Origin of the sequence: Sulfitobacter sp. OXR-159, from assembly GCF_034377145.1 — a bacterium.
Classification (GTDB): domain Bacteria; phylum Pseudomonadota; class Alphaproteobacteria; order Rhodobacterales; family Rhodobacteraceae; genus Sulfitobacter.
Map to the genome: position 1 here is coordinate 621,357 of NZ_CP139707.1, position 17,390 is coordinate 638,746.

Consider the following 17,390-nt stretch of genomic DNA (forward strand, 5'->3'; position numbering starts at 1 on the left):
GGAGGGCGGCAGATGCGGCGGGCATTGGTGACCGGAGCCGGGCAACGTCTGGGCCGCGCCATGGCGCTCTATCTCGGGCAGCGGGGCTTTGACGTGGCGGTGCATTACGCCACCTCGCGTGCCGGGGCCGAAGCAACCGCCGCTGAGATTACGGCCATGGGCCGTCGCGCCGTGGCCCTGCAAGCCGACCTTTTGGACGATACCGCAGCCGGGGCGCTGTTGCCCCGCGCGGCAGAGGCGCTTGGCGGGCCGATCACCTGCCTTGTGAACAACGCCTCGATATTCGAGCAGGACGATATCGCGAGCGCCAGCCGTGAAAGCTGGGACCGCCATATGGGCAGCAACCTGCGGGCGCCCTTCGTGTTGACGCAGGCGATGGCGGGGCAGGGGCTGATGCCCGAGGTCGACGCCGGGGGCGAGCCGCGTGCGCGCGGTTTGATCGTCAATATGCTGGACCAGCGGGTGCGCAACCTGACGCCGGAATACACCACCTATACGATCGCCAAGATGGGCCTTTGGGCAATGACGCGCACCACTGCGCAGGCGCTGGCCCCGGCGATCCGGGTCAATGGCATCGGTCCCGGCCCCACGTTACAAGGCACGCACCAAGACGCCGAAGACTTTGCCGCGCAGCGCCGCGGCACGGTTTTGGGCCGGGGGGCAAATCCAGAGGATATCACGGCGGCACTGGGCTATTTCATCGATTCGCCGGGCGTCACAGGGCAGCTTATCTGCACCGATGGCGGCGAACATTTGCAGTGGGATACAAGCCCTAAAAGCCCCCGAAACTGATGGCCATGCGGGAAGTTTTGCACCTCGTTAATCTATGTAACCAAAGTGTTACCGAAACCCTTTTGTTTTCAGGGGCTTGTTTCACGGTAAACAAAAGAGTGAGCGAAATCAGTATATTACGGCCTTGCCTAAAAAATAGGCAAATCAGCGAACCATGTTAAAAACAAAGAGAAATCCAAGATGCCCAGAAGTTATCGGCAGAGTTATCCACATCTTCAGTGGACATGTTAAAGCTTGCCCCCATTGCCGTCCTATTGCAGCGAAGCACGAGAATCAGCGCCTGAGATGACCACGCCAAACGACAGCCCACCGCCGCAAGGCCGCCAAGTGATTCAGGCCTATCTGAAGTCGCTCGATTCCTCGCCGGGCGTCTACCGGATGCTCGATGCGGAGAGCCGCGTGCTCTATGTTGGCAAGGCGCAGAACCTGCGCGCGCGGGTGTCGTCCTATGCGCGGCCGACGGGGCATTCGGGCCGCATTTCGCGGATGATTGCCAATACCGCTTCGATGATGTTTTTGACCACGAAGACGGAAACCGAGGCGCTGCTTCTCGAACAGAACCTGATCAAGCAGCTCAAGCCCAAGTTCAACGTGCTGCTGCGCGACGACAAAAGCTTTCCCAATATCCTTGTCACCGCTGATCACGACTATCCGCAGATCAAGAAACACCGCGGCGCGAAGAAGGAAAAGGGCAGCTATTATGGCCCCTTCGCCAGCGCGGGCGCGGTGAACCGGACGCTCAACCAGTTGCAGCGGGTCTTCCTGCTGCGGGACTGTTCCAATGCGATGTTCGACAGCCGCACACGGCCCTGTCTGCAACACCAAATCAAACGCTGCTCGGCCCCCTGCGTCGGCAAGATCTCGGCCGAGGAATACCGCCAGACCGTCCGTGATGCGGAGCGGTTTCTGAGTGGCAAATCGACCGAGATTCAGGGCCGTCTGGCGCAGGACATGGCCGAGGCATCTGAGGCGATGGAGTTTGAACGCGCCGCCGCTCTGCGCGACCGGATCAAGGCGCTGACGCAGGTGCAAACGGCCCAAGGCATTAACCCGCAAGGGGTGAACGAGGCCGACATCATCGCGCTCCATATGGAGGGCGGACAGGCCTGCGTGCAGGTCTTCTTCATTCGCGCCAACCAGAATTGGGGCAACCGGGATTACTACCCCCGCGTCGGGGCCGATGTAGACGCCGCCGAGGTGCTGGAGGCTTTCATCGGCCAGTTCTACGACACCCGCGAGCCGCCGCGGCAGTTGATCCTGAGCAATGAGATCGAAAACCCCGATCTGATGGCCGAAGCGCTGAGCGGCAAGATCGGTCGCAAGGTGGAACTGTTGGTGCCACAGCGGGGCGAGAAAGCCGAACTGGTCGACGGTGCCCTGCGCAACGCGCGCGAAAGCCTAGCCCGCAAGATGGCCGAGACAGCGACCCAGACCAAGCTGCTTCAAGGGCTGGCCGATGCCTTTGATCTGCCAAAACCGCCCGATCGGATCGAGGTTTACGACAACTCGCACATCCAAGGCACCAATGCGGTGGGCGCGATGATTGTCGCGGGCCCCGAAGGGATGATGAAAAACCAGTACCGCAAGTTCAACATCCGCGGCGATGACCTGACCCCCGGTGATGACTTTGGCATGATGAAAGAGGTGCTGCACCGCCGGTTTAAACGCCTGATTAAAGAAGACCCAGACCGCAGCCGTGGGCTTTGGCCCGATCTGTTGCTGATTGATGGGGGCGCCGGGCAGGTGAGCGCCGTGGCCTCTATTATGGCGCAGCATGGGGTGCAGGACATTCCGATGGTCGGCGTCGCCAAGGGTATTGATCGGGATGCGGGCAAGGAAGAGTTCCACCGTGTCGGCAAGCGCGTCATGGCGCTGCGGCACAATGATCCGGTGCTTTATTTCGTGCAGCGGCTGCGTGACGAGGCGCACCGTTTCGCCATCGGCACCCACCGCGCGAAACGCGCCAAGGGTGTCAGTGCCACGCCGCTCGATGATGTGCCGGGCGTCGGGGCTGCGCGCAAACGCGCGCTTTTGGCGCATTTCGGCTCGGCCAAGGCGGTGGGCCGCGCGAACCTCAGTGATCTTAAGGCCGTCGAAGGGGTGTCGGATGCGCTGGCAGAGACAATTTATGGCTACTTCCATGAAAAGGGTTAGGTATGCGTCCGCCGAAGGGCAGGCCGCTGGCGCGGTTTCGTCCTTTCAGCCGCGAACGGCGCAAGATAGGATAACGTCATGAAATGGAATTTGCCCAATATCCTGACCCTGCTCAGGCTGGTCGCGGCCCCCGGTGTGGCGGTCATGTTTCTCTATTTTACGCGGCCCTACGCCGACTGGTTCGCATTGGTGCTCTTTGTCGGGGCGGCGGTGACGGATTGGTTTGACGGCTATCTTGCCCGCGCTTGGGGGCAGGAAACCAAACTGGGCGCCATGCTCGACCCGATTGCCGACAAAGCGATGGTCGTGATCGCGCTGATGGTGATCGTGGCCTTTTCCAGCTGGTCGCCGTGGCTGGTGCTGCCCGCCACGCTGATCCTGTTTCGGGAAGTCTTTGTCTCGGGCCTGCGTGAATATCTGGGCGACGTGGCGGGCACTTTGAAGGTCACCCAACTGGCCAAGTGGAAGACGACCCTGCAGATGATCGCGATCGCCGTGCTGTTCTCGCAAGGCGTGTTCGAACATTATCTTGGGATGAGCGTTTTCGGCATGGACCAGCAGATGATCGAAGCGATCCTTGATGGCGAGGTCGAAGATACTCTGGGGCTGGGTTGGAAGCTCGCCGGGATGGAATGGGCCGGGCTGTTGGGGCTGGTCCTGCTGTGGATCGCCGCGGTGCTGACCGCCATCACCGGCTTTGACTACCTGCGCAAGGCGCTGCCACATCTGAAGGAGCCAATCTAATGGATGTCCTCTATTTTGCATGGGTTCGCGAACGCATCGGTCTGCCGCGTGAACAGGTGGAAAGCACCGCCGCGACTGTGGCTGAACTGGTCGAGGAATTACGTGGCCGAGAGGAGCGTTACGAGATGGCGTTTTCTGACCTCTCCGCATTGCGCGTGGCTGTGGATCAGGAGTTGACCGATTTCGACGCCCCGCTGAATGGCGCGCGCGAAGTGGCCTTTTTCCCTCCGATGACCGGGGGCTGACCCATGCGCGTTTTGGTGCAGGAAGCGCCCTTTGATCTGGCCGAGGAAACCGCACGTTTCGCCAAGGGCGAGGGCGGCAGCGGTGCGATTGTGACCTTTACCGGCGTTGTGCGCGACAATGATGCAGGCACGCTGAGCGCGATGGAGATCGAACATTACCCCGGCATGACCGAAAAGGCGCTGAGCGAGATTGCGCAGCAGGCCGTTACGCGGTTCGATCTGCAAGATGCGCTGGTGATCCACCGCCATGGGCGTCTGGTGCCGGGCGAACAGATCATGATGGTCGCCACGGCAGCGCGGCATCGCCGCAGCGCATTCGAGGCGGCGGAGTTTTTGATGGACTACCTCAAATCCCGCGCGCCATTCTGGAAGCGCGAGATCACGGCTGAGGGGGAGGCGTGGGTCGCTGCGAAAGACGAAGATGAGGCCGCGCTAGAGCGCTGGTAAGCGACCGCTTTAGGCGAAGCGCCCGTCTTTTTCTATGACTTCGATCTGATAGCCATCAGGGTCCGCCACAAAGAAGAACTTCGCCACAGTCTCCCCCGCAGGGCGAAAATCGACGATGTCACGCGGGGCGGCACCGGCTTTGATCGCAGTCTCGCGGGCGGCTTCGAGGTCTTCGACCACAAAGGCCAGATGGCCATAACCGTCACCCAGATTATAGGGCGTGTCGCGGTCCTTGTTGACCGTCAGTTCCAGCTCAAAATCGCCCGCAGCGTCGCGCAGGTAGATCAGGGTGAAGCTGTCGAAATCCAAACGGTCCGCAATCTTCAGCCCGAAAACGTCTTCGTAGAATTTCACCGATGCCGCCTCATCAAGGACGCGGATCATGGAATGGGCGAGTTTGGCCATGGGAGCCTCCGGAAGGGCGTAGGGTTAGGCTTTCTGACGCTCGATATAGGCGCGCATCTCTTCGGCCTCGTGACGGGCGTCGCGCAGGCCGTCCATCGCGGCGCGCAACTCTGCCTCGGTCTGGGCAAGCTGGTTGGTCAGTTCGGCTTCGCGTTGCTGCAGATAGGTGATCGCCTGATCGCGGGTTTCTTCGGCCTCGTGCAGCTCTTGGCTCATCCGGTCAAGCTGGGCCACATCATCGGCGGCCACACGGGTGAAGCGGTTCAGCAGCCAATTGGCGAACCATCCCATGCAGAAGGCCACGAAAAGAATGATGGCTGTTGCCAGGACAAACTCAGTTCTGCTCATCACCGCTGCCTTCTTCGGTTTCGTCGGATTCCCCGATCTCTTCTGCCGTGGTATCGCCCGTTTCTTCCGCAGATTCCAGCGCTGTTTCGTCTTCGGGCGTCTCAGACTCAGGTTGGATCAGGCGGAATTCGATGCGGCGGTTGGCTTCGCGGCCTTCCTCGGTCTTGTTGTCGGCGATGGGGTTTTCTTCGCCATAGCCTTTGGCAAGGAAGGACGAGGTCAGCACCCGGCGGGCGCGCAATTCGTTCAGAACCGATTCAGCGCGGCTTTGCGACAGCGACAGGTTCATCGATTCGCGGCCTTGGCTGTCGGTGTAGCCCTGAATTTCCAGCGGGATGTCACCGCAGCGTTTCAGCACCTCGGCGATATCATCCATCGTGCCCAGAGCGGCCGCGTCGATCGTGGCGCTGCCCGGCTCGAAAGTGATCTTGCCGATTTTCAGGATTTCGCGAATCTCGGCTTCGCATTCTTCGGGTGTGGGCAGACCCGCGATGGGGTCGAGCTTTTCTTGATAGGTGATGTCGATGCTGTAATCCGCACCTTCGCCCAGCTTGTCGGCCAAGAGTGAGGCAACGGTGGTGTTCGCATCCTTGTTGCCGGTGTTGCCCATCACCTCAAGCCGGTCGGGCGTGACGTTGACAGAGCCGTTGGCGAGCGAGGCCATGGCCTCCAGCCCGGTCAGGACGCGGGTGGCCCAATCGTCCGGCAGGGTCTCGTCCAGACGTGCGGCGGTATAGACATTGGCCGATCCGAAATGCGATTTCGCGTAGCTGTCCGCCAGATCGCGCAGCCCCTCGGTCGAGAGCCGTCCGCGCAGTTGCACCTGCCCCTCGGGCGAGAGGGTGGCGGTGAATTCGGGCGGGCCTGCGTCGGGGTCTTCGACTTTCGGCAGTTTCGCAGTCAGGGCGAAAACATCCGGCAGGGCGTTTTCCAACTCGCCCACAACGCGGTCGAAGGTGTTGGACTCAGTGCCGGGTGCGGCCAGCAATGTAATGTCTGCATCCGCGAAAGAAATGGCGCCTTGGCCCACGCGGCTCAGCGCTTCGATGGCCAGCGCCACGGCGCGGCCCCAGTTCGGGCTGGGCACACCCAGACCGATGGTGCAATCGGCACTTTCTGACGCGCCGGCGGCGATGCCCGCTTTCAGGATGCGGTTGGCGGCGGCTTCGGTATCGGCAGAGCAAGCATCGAAACGCGCGCCTTCCGCGTCGATCTCAAACCGCAGGGTAAAGGGGGTGATCACCGGGCGGGGTGCTGCGATGTCGAGCCGCAGCCGCAGGCTGGGCGGGGCCGCGCGCTGCAGTTTGCGCTCCATCTGCGCCTTGGCGGCGGCGCTGTCGGCGATGGCGGTAATCGTCACCCGCCCCGCATCGACCGAGGCTTTGGCGCGGGGCAGGTCCGCCATGGCACGCACCGCAAAGTTCAGCGCGTCTTCCCAGCCTTCGGGGGCTGGATAGTCTGCGGATTCCAACAGGTCGGTTACCGTGGCGTCACCGGCCATGTCGCCAAAGGCGTCGATCACCGCCTCGCGGTCGGTGCTGGTGGGGATCAGGCCAATGATCGAGATGCCCGCATCATTGCGCAGAACCTCGGCAGAGAAACGCGGCGGGGCGATGCCGGATTGGGCCTCGACCTCCATCTCGTCGATCACGCGAGCGGCGTCGACCACGGTGCCTGCGGTCGACAGGGCGCGGAAACGCACGGCCTCGGTCGGGGCGATCCCGGCGAGGGTGACTTGCAGACCATCGGCCTGCACCTCGGCCCATGTCATGCCCTGATCGTCCAGCGCGTCACGCACACCGATTTCAGAAGTATCCTCGATCAACTGCACCGAAAAGCTTGCCGCCACGAGAGAGACCACCCCTGCGGCTGCAAAGGTCAGGGCGATCATGAAAATGGCGGAGAGGCGCATGGGCGGCCTTCTGGTTGTTAAGCTCAAGACTTGATACGCGCGTCCTGCCGGGGGTGCAATCAGGCCAGAAGACTTGCTGCGAAAAACAACAGCGGGATCATGCCGGTATCGCGGTTGGCGCGAAAGAGCTGCAAGAGCTTGGCGTTGTCTTTGGTGTCCAGCCCGCGCAATTGCCACGCCATATGCCATCCCATGGCCCAAGGCCCGCCAAGCGCAATCGCCAGCGCCAGCACCGAAGCCTCTGGCAGGCCGGCATAGATCACGGCGATCCCCATCAAACCGACAGTCGCCATGAGGAAGCGCCGCAGCCATTTGCCAGAATTCTCTCCAAAGAGCCGGGCGGTGGATTTGACCCCGATCAGCGCGTCATCCTCGGCATCCTGATGGGCGTAGATTGTGTCATAGAACAGCGTCCAAGCGATCCCGGCGAGGTAGAGCACCACGGCGGGCGCGTGCAACGTGCCCGCATGCGCCGTCCAAGCCAGCATCGCGCCCCAGTTAAAGGCGAGGCCCAGAAAGACCTGCGGCCACCATGTGAACCGTTTGGCGAAGGGATAGACAGCCACCGGCAGCAGCGCCAGGACACCCATGGCAATGGCCGCTTGGTTAAAGGAAAGCAGTATCAGCAGCGCCAGCAGCATTTGCCCCACCATCCACGCCAGCGCCTGTTTTACCGTGACCGCCCCCGAAGGGATCGGTCGCGAGCGGGTGCGCGCGACCTTGCCGTCGATGTTGCGGTCGGTGATGTCGTTCCACGTACAGCCCGCCCCTCGCATCAGAAAGGCGCCGATGCCGCAGCCTGCGAAGATCCACAGATCCTCCCACCGTGGCGATTGGTCAAACAGGATCGCAAGGCTCAACCCCCACCAGCAGGGCAGCAGCAACAGCCATGTGCCGATGGGCCGGTCCGCACGGCTCAGCCGCAGGTAGGGGCGCAGCCCGGCAGGGGCGTAACGGTCGACCCAATTGTCGGTCACAGCATCGGCAACAGGCGCATCGGGCGTAGCATCTGGCGAAGGCGGCTGGTTGTGCATATATCTGGCCCCATGAATGCGAAAATCAGATTGTATGTAGATCAGCCCTTGGGGCAGGGGCAAACGGTTCCTTTGGCGCGCGAGCAGGCGCATTATCTCTTTGGGGTGATGCGGCTGTCGGTCGGGGCCGGGGTGCTTTTGTTCAACGGGCGCGATGGCGAATGGCTAGCCGAGGTCGCTGAGGCGGGCAAACGCGGCGGGGTTCTGACCTGTGTCGAACAGACCCGCCCGTTGCAGATGCCGCCGGATCTGTGGCTGCTTTTCGCGCCGATCAAAAAGACCCGGACAGATTTTATTGTTGAAAAAGCCGCCGAGATGGGCGCCTCGCGCATTGTCCCGGTGATGACCGACTTCACCAACGCAGGCCGCGTGCAGCAGCCGCGCCTTCAGGCCCATGCGGTCGAAGCGGCAGAGCAATGCGGCGGCACCTATGTGCCCGAGGTGGCCGAGGCAGTGAAGCTAGGGCGGCTGCTGGATCAATGGGACAGCACCCGGCAGATCATGTTCTGCGATGAGGCTTTAGCCGGAGAGAGCGGCGCGCTTCCCACGGGGACAGGCGGACCATGGGCCATTCTCATCGGTCCCGAAGGTGGGTTTTCGGAAGGAGAACGCAAGCGCTTGCACGGGTTTGATCATGCCCACGCCGTCACACTGGGGCCGCGCATCCTGCGGGCCGATACGGCGGCGGTGGCGGCGATGACCATGTGGCAGCAGGCTTTGGGAGATTGGTGATGCAAAGGATGACCCAATGAGTTTCCTGCGCCAAGGCGCCCGCGACCAGCTTTGGCGCTGGCGCGAGGCGATTGTCGGCGGCGGGCTGATGCTCTTTGGGCTCTGGCTGGTGGCCGGGCCGGGCTTTTTGCTGGCGGTCCCGGGCTATGCGGCGCTTGCCGGGGGCGCGGCGCTGATCTGGATCGGCGTACAACGTGCCCGTTTTCGCGGTGAAGGTGACGGGGCGGGGGCCGTTCAGGTTGTCGAGGGGCAGATCTCCTATTTCGGCCCGCTGACCGGCGGCACGGTCGCTCTGCGCGAACTGCAGCGGCTCAGCCTCGACCGACAGATGTTTCCAGCCCATTGGCGGCTTGAGCCGCGCGACGATAAAGCGCCCCTGCTGATCCCGGTGAATGCCGCTGGCTCCGAGGCGCTTTTTGACGCTTTCGCCGCCCTGCCGGGCCTGCGCACCGAGCGGATGCTCTTTGAGTTGCGCAAGACCCGCCATGACGCCGTTGTGATCTGGGAGCGCGCGCCGCTGCGCCCGGCGCATGTGTTGCTGCATTGACAGCCCCGGCAAATCCGCCCATCCCTGCTAAACACGACGCCAAGTCGTCACCTTAGAAGACACCCAAGACGACCCTTCAAAACGGAGCCCTCGCAAATGTCCATTCCTCAATCCGGCGGCGGCCCGATCGAACATCATGACCAAATGGCGCAGTATCTGGCCGACGGCTGCAAGCCAAAAGAAGATTGGCGCATCGGCACAGAACACGAGAAATTCGGCTATTGCACTGATACTCATAAGCCGCTGCCCTATGAGGGCGACCGCTCAATCCGGGTGATGCTGGAAGGGCTGCGTGACCGTCACGGCTGGGCGCCGGTCGAAGAGGGTGGCAAGCTTATCGGGCTGGAAAAAGAGGGTGCGAACATCAGTCTTGAGCCGGGCGGGCAGTTGGAGCTGTCGGGCGCGCCGGTCGAAACCATCCATGAAACTTGCGATGAGGTGAACACCCACCTGCGCGAGGTCAAAGATGTGGCCGATGAGATCGGCGTGGGCTTCATCGGTCTGGGCGCCGCGCCCGAGTGGTCGCATGAGCAGATGGATTTGATGCCCAAGGGCCGTTACAAGCTGATGGACGGCTATATGCAAAAGGTCGGCACCATGGGCACCACCATGATGCGCCGCACCTGCACCGTGCAGGTGAACCTAGATTTCGCGAGTGAAGCCGACATGGTGCAAAAGATGCGCGTGGCCGTGGCGATGCAGCCCATCGCCAATGCGCTTTTTGCCAATTCACCCTTCCTCGACGGCAAGCCCAATGGCGTGAAATCCACCCGCGGGTTGGTGTGGCGCAATCTGGATGATGCCCGCACTGGGATGGTGCCTTTCGTCTTTGACGAGGGTTTTGGGTTTGAGGCTTGGGTGCAATATGCGCTCGATGTACCGATGTATTTTGTCTACCGCGATGGCAAATATATCGACGCACTTGGCCAGTCCTTCCGCGATTTTCTGAAGGGCGAGCTGCCTGCGCTGCCCGGCGAGAAGCCGACGCTGAGCGATTGGGCCGATCATCTGACCACGCTCTTCCCCGAGGCGCGGGTGAAGAAATTCATCGAAATGCGCGGTGCCGATGGCGGCCCGTGGCGGCGTCTTTGCGCCCTTCCGGCCTTCTGGGTCGGGCTGATGTATGACCAGAGCGCGTTGGATGGCGCTTGGGATTTGGTCAAGGACTGGGATGCAGAGACGCGGGAAGAACTGCGCATCGCGGCCTCGACCCACGGCCTTCAGGCCGAGGTTGGCGGGCTAAAGATGCATGATCTGGCCCGCGAGGCGGTGGCCCTGTCAGAGGCCGGTTTGAAAGCCCGCGCCCGTCCCGGCGCAGGCGGGCTGGTCCCGGATGAGACGCATTTCCTCAACGCCCTGCGCGATAGTATCGAGACGGGCCGCGTGCCTGCGGATGATCTGCTGGCGGATTATCATGGGCCATGGAACGGCGATCTGAGCCGTATCTACGCCGAATATTCCTACTGAAACATGAATTGGCTGATGCCGCCTTCGGGCGGTGTCAGCCCTTCTGACCAATCCGCGATTCCGTACCGCTTCGAATGCGGCGAATGTTGTCGCGGTGCCGCCAAAAGATCAGCAGCGTCAGGGCGATGCCCAAAAGCAGCATTTCTCCATAGCCGAGGAACACCAGCAAAAAGGTTGAGCTTGCCGCTGCTGCCAGCGCCGAAAGGGACGAGATGCGCGAGACTGCCGCCGTAATCAGCCAGACCACACAACACGCCAGCCCGACAGGCCATGCCAGCGCCAGCATGAGGCCCAAAAAGGTCGCGACGCCTTTGCCGCCGCGAAAGCCAAGCCAGATCGGATAGCAATGGCCAATCATCGCGCCAAGCGCCGCCGCCTGCGCGGCATCTTCGCCCGCAAAGGCCCGGGCCAGCAGCACTGCCACGGCCCCTTTGGCCCCATCCAGCAATAGCGTCAGCGCTGCAGCCTTTTTGTTGCCGGTGCGCAGCACATTGGTCGCGCCGATATTGCCCGACCCGATATCGCGCAGGTTGCCCAGCCCCATCAGCCGCGCCAACAACATGCCAAAAGCGATGGAGCCGATGATATAGCCCGCCAGCGCCCAAAAGAGGATCATTTCAATAGAAGTGTCGATAGGGGGCATCAATTCGCCTCGTAAACGCAGGAGCCTGCTACATAAGTTGCCATGACCTTACCCTGCATCCGCATCCCGTCAAAGGGCGTGTTGCGGGATTTTGACCGCAGCGTCGCGCGGTCCAACACGAAGGGCGCGTCGGGGTTGAACAGCACCATATCCGCAGGCGCCCCCACGGCGATCCGCCCGCCGGGCAGGCCGAGCCGTTTGGCCGGGTTCAGCGACAGCGCACGCCAGAGCGTGGGCAGATCCATCATCTCAGCATGGACCAGTCGCAGGGCGGCGGGCAGCAGTGTTTCCAGCCCGACCGCGCCGCTGGCGGCTTCCTCAAACGGCAGGCGTTTGCTTTCTTCATCCTGTGGGGTGTGCATGGAGCAGATGATGTCGATGAGGCCGCTGGCGACGGCTTCGACCACGGCGATGCGGTCTTCCTCGTCGCGCAACGGGGGCTTCACCTTAAAGAAGGTCCGGTAGTCGGCCACATCCAGTGCGTTCAGCGTCAGGTGGTGGATGCCCACGCCCGCGGTGATGTCGAGCCCGTTGCGCTTGGCGCGCTCCAGCGCGGGCAGGGCGCGTGCGGTGGTGATCTGGTCTGCGTGATACCGCGCGCCGGTCATCTCGATCAGGGCAATGTCGCGGTCCAGTCCCATGCGTTCGGCCATGGGCGACACGGCAGGCAGACCGCGCAGCGAGGCGAATTTGCCGGAGGTGACAGCCGCCCCCTTGCTCAGCCCCGGATCCTGCGGGTGCGCGATGACCAGCGCGCCAAGGCTGCGCGCATAGGTGAGCGCGCGGGAGAAGACTTTGGTATCCGTCACAACGCGGTCGCAATCGGTAAAGGCAGCGGCGCCTGCATCCATCAGAAAACCGATCTCGGTCATTTCGCGCCCTTCGCGGCCTTTGGTGAGCGCGGCCATGGGGACCACATTCACTGGGGCGGCCTCATTGGCGCGGCGGGTGACGAATTCGAGTGTTTCGGGGCTGTCGATGGCCGGATCGGTATCAGGGCGCGTGACCATCGTTGTCACCCCACCCGCCGCCGCTGCCAGCCCGGCAGAGCGGTAGCTTTCCTTATGCCGCTCGCCTGGTTCGCAGACTTTCACGCCGATATCGACGATGCCGGGGGCGAGGATATGGCCGCTGCAATCCATCACCTCCGCGCCGTCGGGCGTTGTGGCGTCACTGGCCAAAACTTCGGCAATTACCCCGTTGCGAACCAAAACCGCGGCGGGCTCAAGCGTGCCCGCCTGAGGGTCAAGAAGGCGCAGATTGGTGAAGAACTGGGTCATGGACGGGCCTTTGATGCGATAGCAGCTGCGCCGCTGTCATGCCCCAAATCGCCCCCCAGACCAAGCGGTTTTCGCGGTTTTCTGAGGCAGGTGTCGCCCTTAACCGCCGATCCAAATCATCATACCGACCACGCCAAAAGCCACCAGAAGGGCGACCATCGCAATACGGCCAGACATCTTGGGATCGTGTTCAGGTTCTTGCATGGGCCAGATGTAACCCGCCAGCACCAAGGGTGCCAGCGGTTTTCGCCTTAGGCCAGCAGCCACCAGATGACCAGCAGGATCAGCGCGACAACGGCCACGATCACCATCGTCTTGCCGCCACCGCCCTTTGCAGGCTCAGCCGGAGAGACGCGGGGGATGCCGGTGTAGGGCTGGGCGGCTTCGGCTTCCATCGCTTGCACGGGCGTGTCGGGGCCGCATTCGGTATAGGTGCCGATATGGGTCAGCGCCGGGATAGGAGCCAGTTGCAGCGACTGTCCGGCGAAAGCGCGGGAGTAGACGATCATCACCCAGCCGTCGAGCGCGGCAAGCTTGCTGCGGTCTTTCTCAATCTGATCGGGGTTCACGCCATTGCCGTCGCGCAGATAGCCCGCAAGCCCCAGTTGATCGAGGTCGGCCACCCGAAAGACCTCTGTATAGGCCGCGTTGATCCGCTCAATCCCAAGGGCGGCGGCCTGTGCGGTCTCATCATCCCGCATGGCCCGCGCTTTGTCATCCGAGAGCGAGAGGGTGTAGACCCGGACCTTGCCGGCTTCTTGCGGGGCGACTTCTGTATGGGGCATGACGGCTTCCTTTAACTGTTCTCAGGAAAACGCCGCTTGGCCCATTGGGGTTCCGCTCAGATCGCGTCGGGCTGGGCGGCGATGTGGTTGCGCGCCAGCAGGTCCATCGCGGCCATGCGCACGGCGACGCCCATCTCTACCTGATCTTGGATCACCGAGCGGTTGATATCATCGGCCAGCGTGCCGTCAATCTCAACCCCGCGGTTCATCGGGCCGGGGTGCATGACGATGGCGTCGGGGCTAGCATGGGCGAGCTTTTCGGCATCCAGCCCGTAGCGGTGGTAATACTCGCGCTCGGAGGGGATGAACCCGCCGTCCATCCGCTCTTTCTGGAGGCGCAGCATCATCACCACATCGACACCTTCGAGCCCCTTTTTCATGTCGTCAAAGACTTCGACGCCAAATTGGTCGATTTGGCTGGGCATCAGGGTCGGCGGGCCGACAAGGCGGATGCGGTTCTCCATCTTGCCAAGCAGCAGGATGTTCGACCGCGCCACGCGGCTGTGGGCGATGTCGCCACAAATCGCGATGCTGAGGCGGTGCAGCCTACCCTTGGCGCGGCGGATCGTCAACGCATCCAGCAGCGCCTGTGTGGGATGCTCATGCCGCCCGTCGCCCGCGTTGAGCACCGCGCAGTTCACCTTTTGGGCCAGAAGGTCCACCGCGCCGGATTGTGGATGGCGCACGACCAACAGGTCGGGGTGCATTGCGTTCAGCGTCATCGCCGTGTCGATCAGCGTCTCGCCCTTTTTGATCGAGCTGGCCTGCATCGCCATGTTCATCACATCCGCGCCAAGACGCTTGCCCGCGATCTCGAAACTCGCCTGCGTGCGGGTAGAGTTTTCAAAGAACATGTTGATCTGCGTCAGCCCACGCAGCGCGTCCGAATGCTTGTTCGGCTGGCGGTTGCGGTCGGCATAGGTGTCGGCCAAATCCAGAAGGGTGGTAATGTCGGACTGCGAGAGTTGTTCGATGCCAAGCAGGTGGCGATGGGCGAATGACATGGTGGCGGTCCCTTCTGCTGTTGCCGCCTTATAGGCGCGGGTGGGTTGGCGCGTAAAGCGCAGCGATAGGGCATTTCGCCCCCCGCGCGCAGAGCGTAAGCTGGGGCCATGGAATCATTCGATTATCATCAGGCGGCAGAGATGCTGGCGTGGCAGGTTGAGCTTGGCGCGACCGAGGCGATTTGCGACGCGCCGGTCAACCGCTATGAGGTGCCCGCAAGCCCGCCCAAAGCCAGTGCCAAGATTGGCAAGGGCCCCCAGCCTTTGCAGGCGTCGGAAACGCCCGACCCCGTCGCCTTGGCCCGCCGCGCCGCGCGGGGCGCGCAGACCTTGGAAGAGTTGCGCGCCGCGGTCCAAGGGTTCGAACATTGCGAGCTTCACAAGGGTGCGCGCAATCTGGTCTTTGCCGATGGGGTGCCGGGCGCGCCTTTGATGATCTTTGGCGAATCCCCCGACCGCGACGAAGACCGCGCGGGCAAGCCTTTCGTGGGGCGTACCGGTGAGATGCTCGACCGGATGCTGGCGGCGATCGACATGGGGCGGGACCGCAATGTCTATCTGTCGAACATCCTGCCGTGGCGCACACCTCAGGGGCGCGACCCGAAACCGGATGAGATTGCGATGATGCGCCCCTTTGTGCAGCGTCATATCGAGTTGGCCAAGCCCAAGGTGCTGGTGCTGTTTGGCAATTGGTCCTGCCAATCACTGCTGGAAAAACGCAGCATCATGCGGTTGCGTGGCAATTGGACCAAGGCCGCCGATCTCTCTTGCATGCCGATGGTGCATCCCGGCTACCTTCTGCGCAATCCCGAGGCCAAGCGCGAGGCTTGGGCCGATCTGCTCAGCGTTCAGGCGAAATTGCGCGATGGTTGATGCGCTGACCCTTCTGGCTTTCGTGCCTGCCGCCTTGGCGCTGAACCTCACGCCGGGGGCGGATATGATGTTTTGCCTTGGGCAGGGGCTGCGTTCGGGCCCGCGTGCCGCGCTGGCGGCGAGTGCGGGGATTTCAGCGGGCGCTTTGGTGCATGTGACGCTGGCGGGGCTTGGCCTTGGTGCGCTGGTGGCGGCGCTGCCTTGGGCGCTTGATCTGATCCGCTGGCTCGGCGTGGCTTATTTGCTGTGGCTTGCGGTTCAAACGCTGCGACAGGCCGGAAAGCCGCGCGACACGACGCCCGGCATGGGCGGCTGGCGCGCTTTTAATACCGGGTTCATCGTCAATTTGACCAACCCCAAGGTGATCCTTTTCGTGCTGGCCTTTCTGCCGCAATTCGTGGTGCCCGAGGCCGGGCCGGTCTTGGCGCAGTTCTTAACCTTTGGCGCGGTGCTGGCTTTGGGCGGTTTTGTCATCAACGGCGCAGTTGGGGTATTTGCCGCTGGCATCGGGCGGCGGCTGGCTGGGGGCGGGCGTGTGCTCGGCTGGATCAGCAGCGGTATTTTCGTGGCACTGGCCGCGCGTTTGGCTATGATGGAGCGGACATGAGCAGGATCGACGACAGCCGGGATTTTATTCCCGTAAGAATCGCTGTGCTGACCGTCTCGGACAGTCGCAGCTTGGCCGAGGACCGCTCGGGTGATGTGCTGGTCGGACGGATCGAAGCGGCGGGCCATGTGCTGGCCGCGCGCGAGATCGTGACCGACGACCGCCCCGCCATTGCGGCGCAACTGCGCGACTGGTGCGCGGACCCTGAGATTGACGTGGTGATCAGCACCGGCGGCACCGGCCTTACCGGGCGCGACGTAACGGTCGAGGCGCACCGCGATGTCTATGAGAAAGAGATCGATGCTTTCGGCACGGTCTTTACCATGATCTCGATGGAGAAGATCGGCACCAGCGCGGTGCAAAGCCGGGCGACGGGTGGCGTTGCGCAGGGAACGTATTTATTCGCGCTGCCGGGCAGCCCGGGGGCCTGCAAAGACGCATGGGACGGCATCCTGCTTAAGCAGTTGGACTACCGCCACATGCCCTGCAATTTCGTTGAGATCATGCCCCGGTTGGACGAGCATCAGCGCCGCAAGTAGCGCCGTAGGTTAGCCAGAGGTGCAGCCCGTGATCTCGACCGCGTGGTTCTTGCCGATCACCGTGATCCGAATGGCGGACCGGTCGAGTGCCAGCGCCGTGCCGTTCTCGGCGATCATCTCGCCGCTGGCGACAAGCGTATTGCCCGACCGCTGGCTGTCCATCTCGCTCATCCACATGTTGGGGTTGCCGGGCTCAATGACCACGGTCTCCTTACCCCCGGCAGAGGGCAGGGCCAGCCGGGTTTCGATCTCCAGCCCCCGCGCGGTGGGGCGCAGGCTGCATTGGGCGCTTTTCAATCCAGCCTCGGCACCGGAATAGGGTCGCGCTGCTAAAGCGGCGGCGATGGCCGGGGTGGGCTGGCTGCCACGGGTGTCGAGCAGGGCGCGCAGGTGGATGGTTTGCGGCAGGCAGATGTCACTGCACACGCCAAGGTCGATGCTGGCGTCCAAGCTTACCGGGGCACCGGGGCGGCGCGGCGTGATGGTCAGCGGCAGGATGACTTCGCGCGCATAGCCGATGGAGTTCACCCCGCCTTGGTCAAAGACCTTGGGCGCGGGCCATGTGATCTGCACGTCGCGCAGGTTGTCCGAGCCGGACCAGTCGAACTCTGGCGGGATGCCTGCGTCACCGGGGCTGCGCCAATAGGTCTTCCACCCCGGTGCCATGCGCAGCCGGATCGCCGCCACCCGCCGCCCGTCAGACTGTTGCCAACCCGTGAGCAGATCACCCTGCAACGGCGTGCCGACACCGTCCTGTGCGGCGGCAGGCAGGGCAAGGGCAAGGCAGGAAAGAACGGCGGAGAAGAGGCGCGATATATTCATGGGGTCTTGA

20 protein-coding genes are annotated in these 17,390 nt (G+C 62.8%); 11 read left to right on the forward strand and 9 right to left on the reverse strand.

The genetic code is table 11. The features are described 5' to 3' along the window. Window positions 1–12 precede the first annotated feature (12 nt). The 5 genes from T8A63_RS03025 (at window position 13) to T8A63_RS03045 (ending at window position 4,382) form a co-directional block, all read left to right on the forward strand. Window positions 13–792: an SDR family oxidoreductase gene (locus T8A63_RS03025; protein WP_322344945.1), complete on the forward strand. Its 780-nt coding sequence runs from the start codon at window positions 13–15 to the stop codon at window positions 790–792. Between the two features lie 285 nt (window positions 793–1,077). Next, window positions 1,078–2,946 (forward strand): excinuclease ABC subunit UvrC, encoded by a 1,869-nt coding sequence (uvrC, locus tag T8A63_RS03030; protein WP_322344946.1) that lies wholly within the window; start codon window positions 1,078–1,080, stop codon window positions 2,944–2,946. Window positions 2,947–3,024: 78 nt separating this feature from the next. Next, window positions 3,025–3,690: a CDP-diacylglycerol--glycerol-3-phosphate 3-phosphatidyltransferase gene (gene pgsA / locus T8A63_RS03035; protein WP_067628893.1), complete on the forward strand. Its 666-nt coding sequence runs from the start codon at window positions 3,025–3,027 to the stop codon at window positions 3,688–3,690. Continuing rightward, entirely contained in the window at window positions 3,690–3,935 is a 246-nt protein-coding gene (gene moaD, locus T8A63_RS03040) for a molybdopterin converting factor subunit 1 (RefSeq protein WP_067937887.1), read from the forward strand. The genes pgsA and moaD overlap by 1 nt, the downstream gene beginning before the upstream one ends. Before the next feature lie 3 nt (window positions 3,936–3,938). Continuing rightward, window positions 3,939–4,382 carry a molybdenum cofactor biosynthesis protein MoaE gene (locus tag T8A63_RS03045; RefSeq protein WP_322344947.1) on the forward strand — a complete coding sequence of 148 codons (444 nt, stop codon included), beginning with the start codon at window positions 3,939–3,941 and terminating at the stop codon, window positions 4,380–4,382. Window positions 4,383–4,391: 9 nt separating this feature from the next. Here the strand turns inward: T8A63_RS03045 and T8A63_RS03050 are convergent, their stop codons facing one another. From T8A63_RS03050 to ubiA, 4 genes are read right to left on the reverse strand one after another with little or no spacing between them, the layout of a single operon-like run. After that, complete coding sequence (locus T8A63_RS03050; RefSeq protein ID WP_322344948.1) at window positions 4,392–4,787, reverse strand: VOC family protein; 396 nt, start codon at window positions 4,785–4,787, stop codon at window positions 4,392–4,394. 24 nt (window positions 4,788–4,811) lie between these two features. Then, window positions 4,812–5,135 (reverse strand): hypothetical protein, encoded by a 324-nt coding sequence (locus T8A63_RS03055; RefSeq protein WP_007118939.1) that lies wholly within the window; start codon window positions 5,133–5,135, stop codon window positions 4,812–4,814. Beyond that, window positions 5,122–7,047, reverse strand: coding sequence for an OmpA family protein (locus tag T8A63_RS03060; RefSeq protein ID WP_322344949.1), 1,926 nt, complete (start codon window positions 7,045–7,047; stop codon window positions 5,122–5,124). Before T8A63_RS03060 ends, T8A63_RS03055 begins: the two co-directional genes overlap by 14 nt. Before the next feature lie 59 nt (window positions 7,048–7,106). Continuing rightward, a complete protein-coding gene (ubiA, locus tag T8A63_RS03065; RefSeq protein WP_300054846.1) occupies window positions 7,107–8,081 on the reverse strand; it encodes a 4-hydroxybenzoate octaprenyltransferase in 975 nt (324 codons plus the stop codon). A gap of 12 nt (window positions 8,082–8,093) precedes the next feature. Here ubiA and T8A63_RS03070 point away from each other — a divergent pair, with 12 nt between their 5' ends. The 3 genes from T8A63_RS03070 (at window position 8,094) to T8A63_RS03080 (ending at window position 10,827) form a co-directional block, all read left to right on the forward strand. Beyond that, a complete protein-coding gene (locus T8A63_RS03070; protein ID WP_322344950.1) occupies window positions 8,094–8,813 on the forward strand; it encodes a 16S rRNA (uracil(1498)-N(3))-methyltransferase in 720 nt (239 codons plus the stop codon). Window positions 8,814–8,829: 16 nt separating this feature from the next. Next, window positions 8,830–9,360, forward strand: a complete 531-nt coding sequence (locus T8A63_RS03075) for a hypothetical protein (protein WP_322344951.1) — start codon at window positions 8,830–8,832, stop codon at window positions 9,358–9,360. 96 nt (window positions 9,361–9,456) lie between these two features. Next, the gene (locus tag T8A63_RS03080; RefSeq protein ID WP_067628909.1) at window positions 9,457–10,827 is read left to right on the forward strand and encodes a glutamate--cysteine ligase; all 1,371 of its coding nucleotides are present in this window, start codon (window positions 9,457–9,459) and stop codon (window positions 10,825–10,827) included. A gap of 34 nt (window positions 10,828–10,861) precedes the next feature. On the opposite strand, the gene plsY is transcribed toward T8A63_RS03080, so the two are convergent. From plsY to T8A63_RS03100, 4 genes are all read right to left on the reverse strand, one after another. Beyond that, window positions 10,862–11,470, reverse strand: coding sequence for a glycerol-3-phosphate 1-O-acyltransferase PlsY (plsY, locus tag T8A63_RS03085; RefSeq protein WP_322344952.1), 609 nt, complete (start codon window positions 11,468–11,470; stop codon window positions 10,862–10,864). After that, on the reverse strand, window positions 11,470–12,750 hold the full coding sequence (gene pyrC / locus T8A63_RS03090) for a dihydroorotase (RefSeq protein WP_067938283.1): 1,281 nt from the start codon (window positions 12,748–12,750) through the stop codon (window positions 11,470–11,472). The genes plsY and pyrC overlap by 1 nt, the downstream gene beginning before the upstream one ends. Before the next feature lie 251 nt (window positions 12,751–13,001). Continuing rightward, window positions 13,002–13,535, reverse strand: a complete 534-nt coding sequence (locus T8A63_RS03095; protein WP_322344953.1) for a hypothetical protein — start codon at window positions 13,533–13,535, stop codon at window positions 13,002–13,004. Window positions 13,536–13,591: 56 nt separating this feature from the next. Continuing rightward, a complete protein-coding gene (locus T8A63_RS03100; RefSeq protein WP_322344954.1) occupies window positions 13,592–14,539 on the reverse strand; it encodes an aspartate carbamoyltransferase catalytic subunit in 948 nt (315 codons plus the stop codon). A gap of 108 nt (window positions 14,540–14,647) precedes the next feature. Here T8A63_RS03100 and T8A63_RS03105 point away from each other — a divergent pair, with 108 nt between their 5' ends. Genes T8A63_RS03105 through moaB form a run of 3 tightly spaced genes read left to right on the forward strand, consistent with a single transcriptional unit; the run spans window position 14,648 to window position 16,558 of the window. Next, entirely contained in the window at window positions 14,648–15,412 is a 765-nt protein-coding gene (locus tag T8A63_RS03105) for a uracil-DNA glycosylase (protein WP_322344955.1), read from the forward strand. Further along, window positions 15,405–16,019: a LysE family translocator gene (locus tag T8A63_RS03110; protein ID WP_067938287.1), complete on the forward strand. Its 615-nt coding sequence runs from the start codon at window positions 15,405–15,407 to the stop codon at window positions 16,017–16,019. The genes T8A63_RS03105 and T8A63_RS03110 overlap by 8 nt, the downstream gene beginning before the upstream one ends. Further along, the gene (moaB, locus tag T8A63_RS03115; RefSeq protein ID WP_067628922.1) at window positions 16,016–16,558 is read left to right on the forward strand and encodes a molybdenum cofactor biosynthesis protein B; all 543 of its coding nucleotides are present in this window, start codon (window positions 16,016–16,018) and stop codon (window positions 16,556–16,558) included. Before T8A63_RS03110 ends, moaB begins: the two co-directional genes overlap by 4 nt. Window positions 16,559–16,567: 9 nt before the next feature. Here moaB and T8A63_RS03120 read toward each other — a convergent pair whose 3' ends face one another. After that, complete coding sequence (locus tag T8A63_RS03120; protein ID WP_322344956.1) at window positions 16,568–17,380, reverse strand: protein-disulfide reductase DsbD domain-containing protein; 813 nt, start codon at window positions 17,378–17,380, stop codon at window positions 16,568–16,570. Between the last annotated feature and the right edge of the window lie 10 nt (window positions 17,381–17,390).

Coding starts and splice junctions, on each gene's coding strand:
- T8A63_RS03110 (WP_067938287.1), top strand. CDS start 15,405: ATGGTTGATGCGCTGACCCTTCTGGCTTTCGTGCCTGCCGCCTTGGCG.
- T8A63_RS03045 (WP_322344947.1), top strand. CDS start 3,939: ATGCGCGTTTTGGTGCAGGAAGCGCCCTTTGATCTGGCCGAGGAAACC.
- pyrC (WP_067938283.1), bottom strand. CDS start 12,750: ATGACCCAGTTCTTCACCAATCTGCGCCTTCTTGACCCTCAGGCGGGC.
- T8A63_RS03050 (WP_322344948.1), bottom strand. CDS start 4,787: ATGGCCAAACTCGCCCATTCCATGATCCGCGTCCTTGATGAGGCGGCA.
- pgsA (WP_067628893.1), top strand. CDS start 3,025: ATGAAATGGAATTTGCCCAATATCCTGACCCTGCTCAGGCTGGTCGCG.
- plsY (WP_322344952.1), bottom strand. CDS start 11,470: ATGCCCCCTATCGACACTTCTATTGAAATGATCCTCTTTTGGGCGCTG.
- T8A63_RS03070 (WP_322344950.1), top strand. CDS start 8,094: ATGAATGCGAAAATCAGATTGTATGTAGATCAGCCCTTGGGGCAGGGG.
- moaB (WP_067628922.1), top strand. CDS start 16,016: ATGAGCAGGATCGACGACAGCCGGGATTTTATTCCCGTAAGAATCGCT.
- T8A63_RS03060 (WP_322344949.1), bottom strand. CDS start 7,047: ATGCGCCTCTCCGCCATTTTCATGATCGCCCTGACCTTTGCAGCCGCA.
- ubiA (WP_300054846.1), bottom strand. CDS start 8,081: ATGCACAACCAGCCGCCTTCGCCAGATGCTACGCCCGATGCGCCTGTT.
- T8A63_RS03075 (WP_322344951.1), top strand. CDS start 8,830: ATGAGTTTCCTGCGCCAAGGCGCCCGCGACCAGCTTTGGCGCTGGCGC.
- T8A63_RS03025 (WP_322344945.1), top strand. CDS start 13: ATGCGGCGGGCATTGGTGACCGGAGCCGGGCAACGTCTGGGCCGCGCC.
- T8A63_RS03080 (WP_067628909.1), top strand. CDS start 9,457: ATGTCCATTCCTCAATCCGGCGGCGGCCCGATCGAACATCATGACCAA.
- T8A63_RS03120 (WP_322344956.1), bottom strand. CDS start 17,380: ATGAATATATCGCGCCTCTTCTCCGCCGTTCTTTCCTGCCTTGCCCTT.
- T8A63_RS03100 (WP_322344954.1), bottom strand. CDS start 14,539: ATGTCATTCGCCCATCGCCACCTGCTTGGCATCGAACAACTCTCGCAG.
- T8A63_RS03105 (WP_322344955.1), top strand. CDS start 14,648: ATGGAATCATTCGATTATCATCAGGCGGCAGAGATGCTGGCGTGGCAG.
- T8A63_RS03095 (WP_322344953.1), bottom strand. CDS start 13,535: ATGCCCCATACAGAAGTCGCCCCGCAAGAAGCCGGCAAGGTCCGGGTC.
- T8A63_RS03055 (WP_007118939.1), bottom strand. CDS start 5,135: ATGAGCAGAACTGAGTTTGTCCTGGCAACAGCCATCATTCTTTTCGTG.
- uvrC (WP_322344946.1), top strand. CDS start 1,078: ATGACCACGCCAAACGACAGCCCACCGCCGCAAGGCCGCCAAGTGATT.
- moaD (WP_067937887.1), top strand. CDS start 3,690: ATGGATGTCCTCTATTTTGCATGGGTTCGCGAACGCATCGGTCTGCCG.